Consider the following 17373-nt stretch of genomic DNA (forward strand, 5'->3'; position numbering starts at 1 on the left):
TTTCTTTTTTTATATAAGACTGAAGTATGAATATGGAAGAGAAGAGAGCTATTTATTTAAGCATTGATACAATTAATGATAAAATTATAAATAAGAATAATTGTAAAATTAAGTAGTAAAATGTTGGTTCAATGAGATTACACATAAACATTTTCTCGTTTGATGAAACGAATTTGTGATTATCTTTAATGAAAATGTTCATGTTTGATTTCACTGATAACTGGAATATGCATCATTGAAATAGATAAAATATTCTAAATAATCAATTTATACTTAATATATTTAAGCAATAAGAATAAGCAATCTCTTTTTTTCTTCTTGTTATCTTCCTCTAATGTAGATCATTCAAATGATGCATCTCTCTTATATGCAATGTGTAAATAGGCATATATGTGCTATTTGTTACTTAATTTTCAATTAAAAAATAATAAAGAGGTGAAAGTTTGGAGATATTTGAAACTTTACTTATTTTTACTACAGTAGTTATCGTAAGCTCCTTTGTCCATACTTTCATACCAAAGGTACCTCTTGCGTTTATTCAAATCGTTCTTGGAATGATTTTATACCTCACTCCAATTCCAGTTGAATTTAACTTTGACTCAGAACTATTTATGGTCACATTAATTGCCCCATTATTATTTGTAGAAGGGGTTAACGTTTCAAGAGTACATTTAAGAAAGTATATTAAACCTGTAATGATGATGGCTTTAGGTCTCGTTATTACAACAGTGATTGGTGTAGGATTGTTCGTACATTGGATTTGGCCCGAACTACCGATTGGTGCAGCCTTTGCAATTGCAGCAATTCTCTGTCCTACAGATGCTGTAGCAGTTCAAGCAATCACTAACGGTAAGGTGTTGCCTAAAGGTGCGATGACGATTCTTGAAGGTGAATCATTACTTAATGATGCAGCCGGTATCATTTCATTTAAAATTGCTGTAGGCGTATTAGTCACAGGTACGTTTTCACTTTTCGATGCGGTACAACAATTTTTAATTGCATCTATAGGTGGGGCAATTGTAGGTTTACTTATAGGTATGGCACTTGTTCGTTTTCGTTTAACTCTAATGAGACGAGGCATTGAGAATATTAATATGTTCACATTTATACAGTTATTAACGCCATTTGTGACATATCTCATTGCAGAACTGTTTCATGCGTCAGGTATTATCGCAGCTGTAGTAGCCGGACTCGTCCATGGATTTGAACGAGATCGTATCGCTCAAACACGTACACAATTACAAATGAGTTATAACCACACATGGAATATTCTAGGTTATGTTTTAAATGGTTTTGTCTTTTCAATATTAGGTTTCTTAGTACCTGAGGTTATTGTGAAGATTATTAAGACAGAACCACATAATTTACTATTCTTAGTAGTTATCACTGTACTAGTCGCTTTAGCGGTATACCTCTTCAGATTTGTATGGGTATATGTGCTTTATCCTTATTTCTATTTATCAGTCAGTCCTTTCCAGAAAATGATATCAAAAGACGATGACGATAAAGCCCCAGAGAAAAAACCTAAGAGAAGCTTATATGCACTTATTATGACGCTTTGCGGTGTACACGGGACAATTTCACTAGCAATCGCATTAACATTACCTTATTACTTGGCAAATCATCATTCATTCCATTATAGAAATGATTTATTATTTATTGCGTCAGGAATGGTCATCATTAGCTTGGTCATTGCTCAAGTATTACTTCCTTTAGTTACGCCTAATAAACCAAAAGTGAAATTAGGTAATATGACATTCAAAGAAGCAAGAGTATATATTTTGGAACATGTGATTGATTATTTAAATCAGAAATCTACATTTGAAACAAGTTATCGTTATGGAAATGTGATTAAAGAATATCATGATAAACTCACGTTCCTTAAAACAGTTGAAAAGGAAGATGAAAACTCTAAAGAGTTAGAACGTCTTCAAAAAATTGCGTTTAATGTAGAAACAAAAACATTAGAACAACTTGTTGATGATGGTGAGATTACAGATAGTGTACTTGAAAACTATATGCGCTATGCTGAACGTACACAAGTCTACAAACAAGCGTCACTATTTAGAAGGATTACAGTTGTTTTAAGAGGAATGTTATTGAAACGCCGTGTTAAAACTAAAATAAATTCTGCATCTTCTTTAAGTGTTACAGATAACTTACTTGAATTAGGTAAAATAAATAAGTTAGTTCATTACAATGTAGTAAGTAGATTGTCTAAAGAGGCAACAACAGATAACAAACTAGAGATTGGTATGATATGCGATGGTTATCTTATGCGTATAGATAACTTAACTCCGAATAATTTCTTCAATTCTCAAAGTGAAGATACGATTACTAGAATTAAGTTGAATGCTTTAAGAGAACAGCGTCGAATTCTTCGTGAATTAATAGAAGATGAAGAAATTACAGAAGGTACAGCATTGAAGCTTAGAGAATCTATTAACTATGATGAAATGGTTATCGTTGATAGTATGACATGATAAAAAATATACGTTTGTTTACAAATTTTCTAAAAAAGAGCCCTCACTCATAAAGTGGTGAGGGCTCTTTTACATATATCATCATAAAAAAAGTTGCACTAATCTCAACATAATTAGTGCAACTAATGTCTCCATGGGGGAGGATTGAATATCCATGGAGGTAGCTTAGTGATAGATGAAGCTATCACATCAAGTGATTATTTGTGGCTTCAGTAACTACTCAGAGTTGAATAGAACTGTTATGTACTACTCGAGGATTGATTGAGATGTTAAGATTAGTAGCACATTGTTAGTTTCCTTCCATTGTTTATCGCTCGAAAACAACAAAAAGAATGAGTGATTTCCGCTAAAATATTTACTCTGTAATTCGTGAGAGAGTGGGGCTCAAATAAGTTTGCGAAATATCCCCTTAACTAACACCACCATATCGTGTGTAAAAAAGATGTAGTTTATATTATAGGAGGGTAATATAAATGAAAAAACACACGATATGGGACTGCTAGTTACAAAATAAAAATAATATATAAAAGTTCTAGAATTATCACGGATGAACATGACTTATGATTAATCTTCTACACTTTCTTACGTGTTCATCCGTGTATTTCTAGTTATTTCATACTGCCATGAATTGTCTCGATGTTGGATTTCATCATTTTGTAGTATGAATCACCTTTAGTGCCTTCTTTACCTATAGAATCTGTAAATACTTCTCCATAGATATCCTTATTTGTCTCTTCTGATAAACTTTGCATGGCTTTTTTATCCACACTTGTTTCATCTAATAGATGTTTGAGATGGTTGTCTTTAACGAAACGAATAGCTTGTTTCATTTGTCCTGGTGTACCTTGCTTTTCAGTATTGATTTCCCAAATATAGCCTGGCTTCACTTTAAATTGTTTAGCAAAGTATTTAAATGCACCTTCACTAGTCATCATAGCTCGATGCGCTTTAGGAATATCATTGAATTTGTTTTTACTCTCTTTATTTAACTTTTTGAGTTTAGCTAAGTAAGTTTTTCCGTGGTTTTTATACGTAGATTGATTTTGTTTATCATGTTGAATTAGAGTTTGTTGAATTGTTTTAACGTATTTAATACCGTTATCTAAACTTAACCAAGCATGTGGATCTTGTTTGTTCTTGTTACCATTTTCACCGTTTAAGTAAATAGGTGTAACATCTTTAGATGTAGCAACAACGCTCTTGTCTTTAGTAGATTTGCCTGCTTGTTTGAGCGCTTTTTCAAACCAACCATTTCCTGTTTCAAGATTTAACCCATTATAGAAAATAACATCTGCGTCAGTTAAAGCTTTAATGTCTTTGGGTTTTACTTCGTATTCATGAGGGTCTTGACCGACTGGTACAATACTATGGACTACGACCTTATCACCGCCGACATGTTTGACCATGTCATATAAAATTGAGTTGGTTGTTACAACTTTTAACTTACCTTCGGTAGAGCTATGATCCTTGTTATGTTGATTCCCACACGCGGCAAGAATCATGATAAATATTAATGCTAAAGCAAAAATCTTCTTCACGTTAAAGCGCCTCTTTTCTGTCTGTTATTCATTCTCGTAATTGCTAACGTTATAACGTAAATAGTAAATGTACAAATCACGATTGTAGCACCACTTGGGACGTTATATATATAACTAAAATATAGTCCGGTAATTGAACTGATAATACTAATAAGACTGGCAATGATCATCATGCTGTACAATTGTTTACTAATCAAAAATGCAGTTGATGCAGGAGTGATAAGTAAAGCCACTACAAGTATGATTCCGACCGTTTGAATACTTGCTACTGTGACAAGTGCTAGTAAAAGCATGACGAAATAATGGATGAGTGTTGTGTTTAAACCGCTCATACGGCTAAATGTTGCGTCAAAAGTAGATATCATTAAAGGTCGATAAAATACAACTATAAGTGTTAGCACACTCATTCCGATAATGATAGTTGTCCAAAATGATTGATTGGTTATAGCCAGTAAATTACCAAATAAAATATGGTATAAATCAGTCGTACTATTGATTAAACTAATAATAATGACGCCTGTTGCTAGAAATGCAGTAAAACTAATACCTATCGCTGCATCTGGTTTTGTCTTGCTTTTAGAAGTAATAAAACCAATAAAAAGACTGGCAATCATACCTGTTACTAATGCACCGATGAACATTGGAATATTGAATAGGAAGGATAGCGCAACACCTGGTAACACCGCATGGCTCATTGCATCTCCCATTAGAGACAGGCCTCTAAGTACGATAATACTTCCTACAGTACCGCACACAATCCCTACTAATATAGAAGTGATTAATGCACGATTTAAAAATTGATAACTGAGTAAATGATTAAAGAAGTCTAACATTTAACACGCACTCCCTTGTAACTGTGACGATTGAAGTGGTGATAAATCATTATCAAAATTCATGAAAGTTGCATTCAATCGTTCAGAAGTTAAAGCTTCTTTTGGTGGTCCTATATATCTTAAGGTTTGATTGAGTAATAAAATACGGTCAAAGTACTCCTCAGCTTTTGATAAATCGTGATGTACAATTAATATCAACTTACCTAAATGTCTAAGGTGCTTAATTTTTTTCATTATTAATTCTTCGCTATAGATATCAATACCTACAAAAGGCTCGTCAAAACAATAGATATCACTCTCGCTCATTAATGCTCTCGCAACAAGTACACGTTGTAATTGACCACCACTTAATTCTGAAATTTGTCTATGACGCAAATCATCTAATTCTAAATCTTTAAGTAATTGGTTGAGTTTAGCTCGCTCAGTAATTTCTGGACGTTTAAACCACCCAATGTCTTGATAACATCCTGAAAGCACCACTTGTTCTACTTTGATAGGGAAGTCTAAATCTAATTGAGCTTTTTGAGGAATGTAAGTAATATATCTGAGTTGAGTATGTATAGGGCGATCGTATAACAATCTAGTTCCCGTCGCTTTAAATTCCCCGATAAAAGCTTTGAGCATTGATGATTTACCTGCTCCATTGGGACCTACGATGCCGACGATTTCACCACATATAGGTAATGAGAATGACACGTCTTTAAGGACATGCTTTTTCCCTAAAAATAAATTTAATTGATCAATTTTTAGCAAAAATTATAACCTCCTAATAAAAAATTTAGGCTAACCTAATTTATTTTATAATAAACGTTGAAGTTTTAACATGTCAAGTGAATTCGTGATACAATAAGGTGAATGCGTGTGAGGTGAAATGATGTTAACTGAAGAAAAAGAGGATTACTTAAAAGCAATTTTAACGAATGACGGCGATGTATCCTTTGTATCTAATAAACAACTATCTCAATTTCTAAATATTAAACCCCCATCTGTCAGTGAAATGATAGGACGCTTGGAAAAGGAAGGTTATGTAGAAACTAAACATTATAAAGGTGCACGTTTAACTAAAGAAGGTTTAGACCGAACACTTGATATTATTAAACGTCATCGTTTACTAGAATTATTTTTAATAGAAATATTGCAATACAATTGGGAAGAGGTGCATCAAGAGGCAGAAATTCTTGAACACCGAATTTCTGATTTGTTTGTGGAACGCTTAGATAAAACGTTAAATTTTCCTAAAACATGTCCTCATGGTGGCGTGATTCCACGTGACCATCATTATAAAGAACTCTATACAACGTCTATCTTAGAATTCGAACCTGGTGACAATGTTATAGTCAAAAGAGTGCGTGATAAGACAGACTTACTTGTATACCTTTCAAGTAAAGATATCTATATCGGCAATACGGTAGAAATCGTTTCGAAAGATGATACTAATAAAGTAATTATTATTAAACGAAATGAAAATGTAACTATTTTAAGTTATGAAAATGCAATGAATATTTTTGCCGAAAAACAATAAAAGCTTAAGTTCTTAATGAGCGTTCTTTGAATCATTAAGAGCTTAAGCTTTTTTATAAAATCGTGTATTTAATGAGTAAATAGATCGTATAGAGGTTGAAGGCAATCCATATCGTACTATAAATGATTGTAGGTACTTTAGTGATATCAGTTAAAGCACTGCCGTCCCAACTTGGCTTAGGTCGTTGGAAGGTAAGATTAAATATTGTCCATGAAGATTGAATAATTTCACCTAGTAAAACGCCTAAAATAAGATGATAACTTAAAGAGACGATGTCATACACCATCATTGTATGGTTATGCTGGACTAAAAAGTATAAGAGTATACTGATTAACAGAATGACAATAATAGGTGATAGTTTTCGAGAGGTTAATATTAAAAAATAAATAAAAATCAAGAGATACGCGATTAGAAAAATACTTGGATGTTCAAAATGCGCAGCCACTAATCCAATTAAAAACATGATGGGTGGCATTAAGTAACCCCCAATTGTGGTTATGAATTGACCCAAATAACCTTTAGATTGAGTGATAGCATAGCCTTGTTGTAATGTTGTTTGTCTTTCAGTGGGACTTGTAACGATAACTAGATCTTTAGCTCGTCCACCTGCAAGACGATTAAATAATACATGACCAAACTCATGAGTTAAAACTGGTATATAGTTCAAATAGACATCTAGAAATCGAATGATACCGTTATGTCTGTTTTGATGAATAAAGATATATATTATTCCAATGGCAATGATGAGATAAATATTTAAATGAATAACTGTTGTGAAAAAGTTCTCTAGATAGGACATGATTAACCTCGAATAAATAAATTTAAATATGTTCATTTATTTAATATTATAAATGAAAAAGCAGGAATTAGCCTTTAGACTTTAGATGTAATTTAAGGATTAAAGATTTCTTGTTTAATTTTGGATGTGGTAAAATAGACGGTACATTTTTAAGCATAGTACTATTAATACTTCTATATTTAATTTTAATTAATAAATGACTACACGAAGTGAAGTGGGGCAAATTTGATGAATAACGAGCAATTTAATAACAGTAAAGTCAACGTGCTGGGCGTAAAATTCAATAATACTACGATGTTGGAAATGATTGAGAATATCAAATCATTTTTCGAAAATAAAACTGAAAGTAATTTATTTATAGTAACGGCTAATCCTGAAATTGTTGTTTATGCAACTGAACATCCTTCGTATATGGATTTAATTAATAGTTCGGATTATGTTGTAGCTGATGGAACTGGAGTGGTTAAAGCATCAAAGCGATTAAATCAACCTCTGAGACGTCGAGTACCAGGGATTGAGTTGCTTGAAGAATGTTTGAAAATAGCTCATGCAAATCATCAGCGTGTGTATTTACTTGGTTCAAAAAATGAAATTATCGAAGCGGCTGAACGTAAATTACACTTAAAATATTCTAATGTGACGTTCGCTTACCATCATGGATATATTAATCTAGAGGATGAAACGGTGGTCAAAAGAATAACTAGTTTTAATCCTGACTACATTTTTGTTGGAATGGGATTCCCGAAACAAGAGGAATGGATTCATAAACATAATTCCAAATTTAATCAAACTGTTATGATGGGCGTAGGTGGCTCATTTGAAGTTTTAAGTGGGGCGAAAAAGCGTGCCCCAAAATTGTTTCAAAAGCTGAATATTGAATGGGTATATCGTTTGCTTATAGATTGGAAGCGTATAGGTAGAATGATGAGTATTCCAAAATTTATGATAAAAGTATCTAAGCAAAAAAGAAAAAACAAAACTGATAAATAAGATAAAGCGAGAGATGGTTCAGGGAGGCCACCTCTCGCTTTCTATTTGAACAGGGATAACAATAATTTTAGGGATTTAACAACTCAATTATTTCTCAGGGGAAGGGGTAGAAAATAATTGAGATTATTTAATTTAATTCTGTAATATCAAGGGTAAGAAAAAGCTCTTTCAATGTCTTTTGTAAGCGAACAGGGATCTTACATGGCTGATAACATTTTTGATTTTGGGAAAGGTATAACGTTGATTAACTCGCCATAAGACATCTACTAAAGCTATCAAAGAGTACATGTACGCTATTAAGTCCAGAATGGCGCTTTTCATAGCGAAGTCTCTTTAAGTTATATCATCGTTCATTGAACTATACTTAGGGTTGTCATGATTTAAATAGTTGAGTGATTTGAATAAAGGTTTTTTAAAAATCTAATTAAACGTATTAAAGTGCTATTATTTAGCAGTATAGCTTGAGCTTGAAATTTTTCCGCTTGAAACGATAACATCTTTATCTTGGAAAGGTTCATTATTAAAGAAACGATTTAGAATATCTTTGACACCATCTTCAATACGTTTTTGAGATTCTAAAGTCATACCTGAATAATGAATAGTCATACCATTTCTAGGCATTGTTCTCCAAGGATGGTCAGCTGGTGCTGGTTGTGGGTACCATACGTCGCCGGCATAACCTTGAATTTGACCACTATTAACAGCGTTGACTAATGCTTGAGTGTTGACGATTTTACCACGAGCTGTATTAACTAAATAACTACCTTTTTTCATTTTATTTAATACATCTTCATTAAATAAATTATCAGTAGAAGGTGTTAATGGTGCATGAATCGTAATTGCATCACTTGTTTTCACAAGTTCTTCGAATTCAACGAATCTTGAGTTTTCGTTATCTTTTTGATTGATTGGATCATAGTGTTGGATAGTTACGTTAAATGGTTTTAAGCGTTCAGCAACTAATTGACCAATACGACCGAAACCAAAGATACCGATTGTTTTGTTTTGAAGTTCGCGAGCTTGGTTACCGACTTTAGATAAGTCCCATTCTCCTTCGACTGATTGACGGTGTCCTTCCATAAAGTTACGTAATACAATAAGTAAGTCCATTACGGCATGTTCAGCTACACTTACAGTATTACTACCTGTTACTTCTACTACACCGACATCATTTTTACTTGCTGCATCTAAATCAACATGATCAGAACCAACACCTGCAGTGATTGCTAATTTTAAGTTTGGTGCTTTCTCGATTCTTTCTTTAGTCATATAAGCAGGATAAAATGGTGCACTAATTACAATATCCATATCGCTTAAGTGTTTATCTAAGTCTTCTTCACCATTTTTTAAGATAACTAATTCATGGTCTGAATCTTTTAAGAAATCTCTAAGACCGATGGCTTTATCTGTATTTAATAATTGATTGTCTAAACCTTCTTCAGTTTCTGGGAATAATGCTACAATTTTCATACTCTATACACTCCTAAATTTAGAATTTTATCTAGTAAAAGTTCTAGCTATTCTATGATGAGAGCACTTATAACGTTTATAAAAAAATACTCAGCCTATTTGTCTAAACCACCTCCTTAAATGTATGAATTCTCATAAGCATTTAAAATGTAAGTGGGTTAGCAAACAGCACTGAGTACCTTACACCAATCCCATAGTATTGTTACTATATTATTTGTTATTCAATTGATTTATCAAAAACGAAGATTGAAACAACTTCGTCGTCTTCTAAATTAACATCTGTAAAAAGTTTTACGAAATTTGCTCCAACAAGTTCCTCCATTTCAACTGGAGGTTTTTGTTTATATAATTCTTTAATTTCTTCAGTACGTCCATATTTAAGCATACTCTGAAAATCTTTATTTCTCAAATAAAAGTTTTCAACTTTACTTAAACTACCTGTCATATGACAAATTGCCCAGTTATCTTTAAAAAAGACTTTAACTTGTTCGGGACCTTTACCAATATATGATTTACGGTAAGAACGTACTAAATTCGCAAATTGTTGGGTTTTCTTATTAGCTACTATCTCTTTCACCCTCTTTAATTTACGTTTCAGTTGTGACAACTTTGTGTATCTCTTAATTCCATCATAATACTACTTCTACTTTTTGAAAAGGGTTAAACTCAAATTAATTGAAAATAATTATCATATGAGAGTTGCAATGTTTTAAATCTTTAATTTAAAAGCACATAAAAACTGTCAACAACGTTTATTGTGACAGTTTAGTATGATATTTGCTTATTTAATAACAAAACGTGATTCATCTAATTCGCTTCTAAAGGCTTTTTGTTGTGCTTTAGATTTCTTCTTGAAGTCCTTTAAGAATTCTTCGTATTTTGGTAATACATCATCTAGTTCACCAAATTCTTTTAATTTGCCACCTTCAATCCAAGCAATTTTTGTACAGAATTCTCTGACTTGACGGAGATTATGGCTGACAAAGAAAATAGTTTTTTTCGCTTCTTTAAATTCATAAATTTTATCTAAACATTTTTGAGTAAATGTTTGATCTCCCACAGAAAGCGCTTCGTCAATAACCAAAATATCTGGATTAACAGTTACATTAATTGAAAATCCTAACTTAGCACGCATACCACTGGAATATTTTTTTACTGGTTGATAGATGAATTCACCTAATTCACTAAAATCAATAATTTTAGGCATTAACTCTTTGATTTCTTTACGTTTAAAGCCCATACACAACATTTTAAATTCAATGTTTTCTACTCCGGTCAGTTGACCGTTTAAACCTGCATTAATTGCAATTACACTGACATCACCATGTCGTTCAATTTCTCCAGAGGAAGGGGAAAGTGAGCCGCCTATCATGTTACTTAAGGTAGACTTTCCGGAACCGTTAATTCCTACTAGACCTATGACGTCGCCTTCATGTGCTGTAAGTGAAACACCATCTAAAGCGAAAAATGTTTTATTTTTATTTTTAGGGATTAAAGCATCTTTAATTCGATCTTTATTATTTCTATATATACGGTATTCTTTAGTTACATTTTCAATATTTACCGAAACGCTCATTTTAGTACCTTCCTTATATACATTTGTATAGATTATAATATACAACACATCAGTTGTTAAATTTATTAACCTAGTGTAAAGTGAATAGAAGATTTTGTTAAAATTATTAAATGTGAAAATACTACCTTTGTCATACTTCACATAAAAGTTAAATATTATCATTACTGTTTTTAACGATAATGATTGTATAATATAATATGCTTGTAATAAACAATAAGCTATTATTCTGAATAAAATGATTACAAAACATAAGTTTAAAAGACTATTTAATAAAGTTTTACAATAGATAGATTTCTATTGCATGAGAAAGCGTGGTTGGGTTTAATGTCAGCAGTTGGAACTGTTTTAAAGGAACACCTCAAAAACTTCTATTTAATTCAAAGACTGGCACAATTTCAAATTAAAATCTCAAATCACAGTAACTATTTAGGAATGGCATGGGAAATTTTAAACCCAGCGCTACAAATTATGGTTTACTGGCTAGTTTTTGGTTTAGGAATTAGAAGTAACGCACCAATACATGGTATCCCATTTGTATTTTGGTTGCTAGTGGGAATTAGTATGTGGTTTTTCATTAACCAAGGTGTTCTTGAAGGTACCAAATCAATTTCACAAAAATTTAATCAAGTTGCTAAAATGAATTTTCCATTATCTATTATTCCCACGTACATTGTAACTAGCAGATTTTACGGTCATTTAGGATTGTTAGCAATTATTATCATCGCATGTATGTTTAAAGGAATTATACCGAGTATTCATATTGTTCAATTATTAATTTATGTACCTTTTGCATTTTTATTAACTTCATCCGTAGCCTTGTTAACGTCAACGCTAGGAATACTTGTAAGGGATACACAAATGATAATGCAAGCACTCATGAGAATATTATTCTATATGTCTCCAATTTTATGGGTACCTAAAAATCATGGTGTGAGTGGTGTTATACATCAAATTATGATGTTCAACCCAGTTTATTTTATTGCCGAATCATATCGTGCGGCAATTTTATTCCATCAATGGTACTTTATCGATCATTGGAAATTGATGTTATATAACATTTGTATTATTATTTTGTTCTTTGTTATTGGCTCTATTCTTCATAAACGTTATAGAGATCATTTTGCTGATTTCTTATAAAGATTTATACCTTGCCTTGGTCCACTCTGGATCAAGGTTTTATTTTTGAAAAATAAAATCACACACTACAACTTTTTAATGAGCATCAAAGATACTATTATCATTTTCTAAGGAAGAGAGAATCGTTTATAATTTAATAATACGATTGAGTAAATAAAGACGGTGAAAACATGAGAATTCTAATAAAAAAAATATATATGTTTATAATTAAGGTGTTAAATTTTATATTTAAACCTAAGAAAATAAACCGAAATCATATAGTCGTTATGATGACCTTTAAACAAGATGTGTTTCCAATAATTGAAGCATTAAGTCAACAGAAGTACGATATTACAGTTATTGGAAAAATGAAGGATCAAGCGCATTTAAAAAACTTGAAAAATATAACATTCATACCTGCAGGAAATAAAAATGTGATTAGCCATATTAAGGCATTAAGCTCAGCTAAAGTCATTATTATTGACACGTATTATCTTATGATGGGCGGATATCATAAAAAGAAAGGGCAAGCTGTCATTCAAACTTGGCATGCAGCGGGAGCGCTCAAAGATTTCGGTTTGACCGACCATCAGGTGGACATGAATAATCAAACAATGGTTAAACAATATAAGCGTGTTTACGATGCAACAGACTATTATTTAATAGGTGGAGAAGAGATGGCTCAGTGCTTTAAGGAATCATTTGAAGCACGTCCTGATCAAATGTTAAAGTTTGGACTTCCTAGATTAGTAAAATATTTAAATATGGATATAGAAGAAGCACAACGTAGTTTGAAAGCGAAGTATCATATTAAAGATAAATTAGCGGTATACGTGCCTACGTATAGGGAATCTAAAATTGCAAATAGGACTATAAATAAAGAGAAGTTTGAACAAAACCTACCTAATTATACGTTATTAAGCCATTTGCACCCTTCGATTAGAAATCGACAATCATCACAAGATATTGATATATCTTCTTTAATGATTATGGCAGACGTCATTATTAGTGATTATAGTTCGCTACCAATTGAAGCAAGTTTGCTCAATAAACCTACCTTATTCTATAACTATGATGAGAAAGAATATGAAAATGTTAGAGGATTGAATTCATTTTATTATGAGATTCCAAATGACTACAAATTTACTGATGAAAATAGTTTAATTCAAGCACTTAAAGAGAATGATGTACCACTACAATCATTATTTAATACTTGGCATCGATATAATACGAAAGAAAGTTTAAACGAGTTAGTCAATTTTATAAATAAGTTGGTGAAATTATGAAATTAGCAATCATTATTCCGGTATATAATGCTGAAGATACTATAAAACGAGCAATACTTTCTGTGGATAGTAAGTCAGATTATGAAATTATCTGCGTAAATGATGGTTCGACCGATAATACAAAACGCGTGCTTACAGAACTTCAGAAAGAACACAAAAATATTAAAGTGATTAATCAAGATAATCAAGGTGCAGCACGTAGTAGAAACGTTGGATTAGAGGCAATGTCAGATGACGTTGAAGGATTTCTATTTTTAGATGCTGATGACGAGTTCTTACCTAGTAGAATTGATTTAATGGTTGAAGCATTTCAAAAAAATGAAGAGACTGATGTAGTTATAGGACAAATGGGCAGAGGTATCAATGGTGATTGGAAAGTGATTCCGACACATGATGATATTGTATTGGATGAGTTAGTCACGCTTGATCGCAAGCCTGAAATTTTACAGTCGATAGGTCCTGGCGCCAAATTATTTAGTGCCAAATATGCAGGATTACGTTTTGATGAGGATGTCGTATTCTGTGAAGAACACACGTTTATTGTGAGAGCATTTTCTAAAGCAAGAGATATTCAACTTATACCAAATATTGTTTATGGATATAATGAAAGAGAAGGGTCAGTTACAGCTCAACGTGCTGATACATTTCTCCCTTATATGAAGGACGCTTTAAAAGTGCGTCGACGTGTCATGGAGTTATTGTTACTCATTGAGGAAAAGACATACTACAGTTATCGTATGGATAATCTTATCGTAAGTTATTTAATACAAGCGCATTTAATGAAGAATAGTCAAATGACTCAATCGTTCATGGATAGTGTTACGACTTATATCAAAGCTATGCAACATACCCATTACTCAGGGAATGCAATGTTTAGAATTGTAAGAGCTGTTGAGCAAAGTGCAACAAATTGGACGAAAACGTTATATCAACAATGGAGAAAGACATTACAAGGTGTTGGTATAGGTCGACCTGGTTATTTACGTTTTAAAGTTTCAGTACTTCCTAGACGTGCATCATTTTCAGGGAAGCAATCATTAAAACGCATGTTAAATAAGAAATAATGCAATAAGAAAATTTGTATAAAATTATCCTTATCTTATATTGAATTAATGGTAAGGGTGGAATATTTATGCTACATTAAGATTGTAAATTTTTATTAAATTTTAAGTTAAGGAGAATACGTATCATGAAACGAGTAATTACTTATGGTACATATGATTTACTACATTATGGTCATATCGAATTACTGAGAAGAGCACGTGAAATGGGCGATTATCTTATCGTGGCGCTCTCTACAGATGAATTCAACCAAATAAAAAATAAAAAGTCGTACTATGATTATGAGCAACGTAAAATGATGTTAGAGTCTATTCGTTATGTAGATTTAGTAATCCCTGAAGAAGGATGGGGCCAAAAAGAAAAAGATGTTGATCGTTTTGAAGTTGATGTCTTTGTTATGGGTCACGATTGGGAAGGCGAATTTGATTTCTTAAAAGATAAATGCGAAGTGATTTATCTTAATCGTACAGAGGGTATCTCAACAACTAAGATTAAACAAGAATTATATGGAAAAGATGCTAAATAATTTTAAATCTATTTACATGCGTGTTACTGAGAGTAGCACGCATATTTTGTGTATAAGAATTAAATGATTATTGCGTAAAATTATAGGCGTGGACCTTCGTCAGTTGAACTAAAAGGTGTTATAATACTTAATGCGAAGTACAAAGTTATAATGAACGTAAATAGCTTAAGATAAAGGGAATTTTTAAGAATTATTTTACAGGACTTGTTAATCTTTTTTATTTAATATATTTAATAATGTAAAATCATTTTTGTAATTTAAAAGATTGTAAAGTGTATTATTATTTGGGGTAGAAATGGATTTATAGTATGATTGAGCAAAATGAAAATATGACAATTTAAGACGAGGTAAAATTATGAAACAACAAAACCCTTTATTTTTCTTATTTAAGAGGCTTTCATGGCCATATGGGTTAATCATTGCAGCGGTTATTATTACTTCGTTAGGAAGTTTGAGTGGGCTATTAGTGCCATTATTTACAGGACGAATTGTAGATAAATTCTCTGTAAGTAGTATTAATTGGGGCATGATAGGAATTTTTGGCGCAATTTTCTTAGTTAACGCGTTACTAAGTGGTGTAGGACTTTATTTACTTAGTAAAATTGGTGAGAAAATTATTTATGCCATTCGTTCTATATTATGGGAACATATCATCCAATTAAAAATGCCGTTCTTTGATAAAAACGAAAGTGGTCAGTTAATGAGTCGTCTTACTGATGACACAAAGGTTATTAATGAATTTATATCTCAAAAATTGCCTAATTTATTACCATCAGTATTAACTTTAATAGGTTCTTTAATAATGTTATTTATAATGGATTGGAAATTAACATTACTTACATTTATTACGATACCTATATTTGTTTTTATCATGATTCCACTAGGTCGAGTAATGCAAAAGATTTCTACAAATACGCAATCTGAAATCGCTAATTTTAGTGGTTTGCTCGGTCGTGTGCTTACGGAAATGAGATTGGTTAAGGTTTCTAATACTGAAAGATTAGAGCTAGACAATGCACATATTAATTTGAAAAAGATTTACAATCTTGGCTTAAAGCAGGCTAAAATTTCAGCCATTGTGCAACCAATTTCAGGTGTAGTTATGTTACTTACAATTGCGATTATTTTAGGCTTCGGTGCACTAGAAATTGGTACAGGTGCTATTACGCCAGGTACATTAATCGCTATGATTTTCTATGTTATTCAACTTTCAATGCCTTTAATTAATTTATCTACGTTGGTGACTGATTATAAAAGAGCTGTCGGTGCAAGTCAGCGTATACATGAAATCATGCAAGAACCAATTGAACCAACTGAAGCTTTATCTGAATCTAAAGATGAAATCGTTGAAGATGGAGAGCTAAGCTTTGAAAATGTGGATTTCAAATATGATGTTAAGAAAATCTTGAACGATGTTACGTTTAATATACCTCAAGGCAAAGTAAGTGCCTTTGTGGGACCTTCAGGTTCAGGTAAAAGTACAATTTTCAATTTAATTGAACGTATGTATGATATTGAAAATGGAGACATTAAATATAATCATCGCAGTATATATGATATCCCATTGTCTAAATGGCGTAATAAGATTGGTTACGTTATGCAATCTAACTCAATGATGAGTGGTTCAATTCGAGATAACATATTATATGGTATCAATAGGAAAGTAACAGATGATGAATTAATTGAATATGCTAAACTTGCGAATTGTCATGAATTCATCATGCAATTTGATGAAGGCTATGACACTATGGTTGGTGAAAGAGGCCTTAAATTATCTGGTGGTCAACGTCAACGTATTGATATTGCGAGAAGCTTTGTTAAGAACCCAGATATTTTACTATTAGATGAGGCTACTGCCAATTTAGATAGTGAAAGTGAAGTTAAAATTCAAGAAGCGCTTGAGACATTAATGGAAGGTAGAACAACAGTAGTCATCGCTCATCGACTTTCCACTATTAAGAAAGCAGGACAAATTATCTTTATTGATAAAGGTCAAGTCACTGGTAAAGGTACTCATGGTGAATTAATGGCATCTCATGAAAAATATAAAAACTTTGTCACATCTCAAAAATTATCAGACTAAGTTATAGCACGTTCCACTATAATGTGGGGCGTGTTTTTTAATCTCCTCCTAAATATTGTGAAATATTCGTAAAACCATTATTTTAACCT

At 32.1% G+C, this 17373-nt stretch carries 15 protein-coding genes; 8 read left to right on the forward strand and 7 right to left on the reverse strand.

Annotation, left to right across the window (positions count from 1 at the left end):
• Positions 1 to 443 precede the first annotated feature (443 nt).
• Positions 444 to 2483: a cation:proton antiporter gene (locus AC3WQX_RS00600; RefSeq protein ID WP_002452630.1), complete on the forward strand. Its 2040-nt coding sequence runs from the start codon at positions 444 to 446 to the stop codon at positions 2481 to 2483.
• Between the two features lie 608 nt (positions 2484 to 3091).
• Here AC3WQX_RS00600 and mntC read toward each other — a convergent pair.
• Genes mntC through AC3WQX_RS00615 form a run of 3 tightly spaced genes read right to left on the reverse strand, consistent with a single transcriptional unit; the run spans position 3092 to position 5607 of the window.
• Positions 3092 to 4021, reverse strand: coding sequence for a manganese ABC transporter substrate-binding lipoprotein MntC (gene mntC / locus AC3WQX_RS00605; protein WP_492739687.1), 930 nt, complete (start codon positions 4019 to 4021; stop codon positions 3092 to 3094).
• Entirely contained in the window at positions 4018 to 4854 is an 837-nt protein-coding gene (locus AC3WQX_RS00610; RefSeq protein WP_002433425.1) for a metal ABC transporter permease, read from the reverse strand. Before AC3WQX_RS00610 ends, mntC begins: the two co-directional genes overlap by 4 nt.
• A complete protein-coding gene (locus AC3WQX_RS00615; protein ID WP_002432979.1) occupies positions 4855 to 5607 on the reverse strand; it encodes a metal ABC transporter ATP-binding protein in 753 nt (250 codons plus the stop codon).
• Between the two features lie 121 nt (positions 5608 to 5728).
• Between AC3WQX_RS00615 and AC3WQX_RS00620 the strand changes: the two genes are divergently transcribed.
• Complete coding sequence (locus AC3WQX_RS00620) at positions 5729 to 6376, forward strand: metal-dependent transcriptional regulator (protein WP_023350716.1); 648 nt, start codon at positions 5729 to 5731, stop codon at positions 6374 to 6376.
• 52 nt (positions 6377 to 6428) lie between these two features.
• On the opposite strand, the gene AC3WQX_RS00625 is transcribed toward AC3WQX_RS00620, so the two are convergent.
• Positions 6429 to 7175 carry a M50 family metallopeptidase gene (locus tag AC3WQX_RS00625; RefSeq protein ID WP_023350715.1) on the reverse strand — a complete coding sequence of 249 codons (747 nt, stop codon included), beginning with the start codon at positions 7173 to 7175 and terminating at the stop codon, positions 6429 to 6431.
• A 228-nt stretch (positions 7176 to 7403) separates the two neighbouring features.
• On the opposite strand from AC3WQX_RS00625, the gene tarA reads away from it, so the two are divergent.
• Complete coding sequence (gene tarA / locus AC3WQX_RS00630) at positions 7404 to 8165, forward strand: N-acetylglucosaminyldiphosphoundecaprenol N-acetyl-beta-D-mannosaminyltransferase TarA (RefSeq protein ID WP_002433311.1); 762 nt, start codon at positions 7404 to 7406, stop codon at positions 8163 to 8165.
• A gap of 444 nt (positions 8166 to 8609) precedes the next feature.
• Here the strand turns inward: tarA and AC3WQX_RS00635 are convergent, their stop codons facing one another.
• From AC3WQX_RS00635 to tagH, 3 genes are all read right to left on the reverse strand, one after another.
• The gene (locus tag AC3WQX_RS00635) at positions 8610 to 9635 is read right to left on the reverse strand and encodes an NAD-dependent formate dehydrogenase (protein WP_002433219.1); all 1026 of its coding nucleotides are present in this window, start codon (positions 9633 to 9635) and stop codon (positions 8610 to 8612) included.
• Between the two features lie 217 nt (positions 9636 to 9852).
• Positions 9853 to 10212 (reverse strand): Na-translocating system protein MpsC family protein, encoded by a 360-nt coding sequence (locus AC3WQX_RS00640; RefSeq protein ID WP_030059007.1) that lies wholly within the window; start codon positions 10210 to 10212, stop codon positions 9853 to 9855.
• Positions 10213 to 10416: 204 nt separating this feature from the next.
• Entirely contained in the window at positions 10417 to 11211 is a 795-nt protein-coding gene (gene tagH / locus AC3WQX_RS00645; protein WP_002433506.1) for a teichoic acids export ABC transporter ATP-binding subunit TagH, read from the reverse strand.
• Between the two features lie 324 nt (positions 11212 to 11535).
• Here tagH and tagG point away from each other — a divergent pair, with 324 nt between their 5' ends.
• The 5 genes from tagG to AC3WQX_RS00670 all read left to right on the forward strand — a co-directional run bounded on the left by tagG (position 11536) and on the right by AC3WQX_RS00670 (position 17284).
• Positions 11536 to 12348 carry a teichoic acids export ABC transporter permease subunit TagG gene (gene tagG, locus AC3WQX_RS00650; RefSeq protein WP_030059008.1) on the forward strand — a complete coding sequence of 271 codons (813 nt, stop codon included), beginning with the start codon at positions 11536 to 11538 and terminating at the stop codon, positions 12346 to 12348.
• Positions 12349 to 12518: 170 nt separating this feature from the next.
• Positions 12519 to 13613, forward strand: coding sequence for a teichoic acid glycerol-phosphate primase TarB (tarB, locus tag AC3WQX_RS00655; protein WP_002433353.1), 1095 nt, complete (start codon positions 12519 to 12521; stop codon positions 13611 to 13613).
• Entirely contained in the window at positions 13610 to 14677 is a 1068-nt protein-coding gene (locus AC3WQX_RS00660; RefSeq protein ID WP_023350714.1) for a glycosyltransferase family 2 protein, read from the forward strand. The genes tarB and AC3WQX_RS00660 overlap by 4 nt, the downstream gene beginning before the upstream one ends.
• A 125-nt stretch (positions 14678 to 14802) precedes the next feature.
• Entirely contained in the window at positions 14803 to 15201 is a 399-nt protein-coding gene (gene tagD, locus AC3WQX_RS00665) for a glycerol-3-phosphate cytidylyltransferase (protein WP_002433252.1), read from the forward strand.
• 355 nt (positions 15202 to 15556) lie between these two features.
• A complete protein-coding gene (locus AC3WQX_RS00670) occupies positions 15557 to 17284 on the forward strand; it encodes an ABC transporter ATP-binding protein (protein WP_023350712.1) in 1728 nt (575 codons plus the stop codon).
• The last annotated feature ends 89 nt before the right edge of the window (positions 17285 to 17373 follow it).

The organism is Staphylococcus sp. FW104-15G4D (assembly GCF_058790135.1).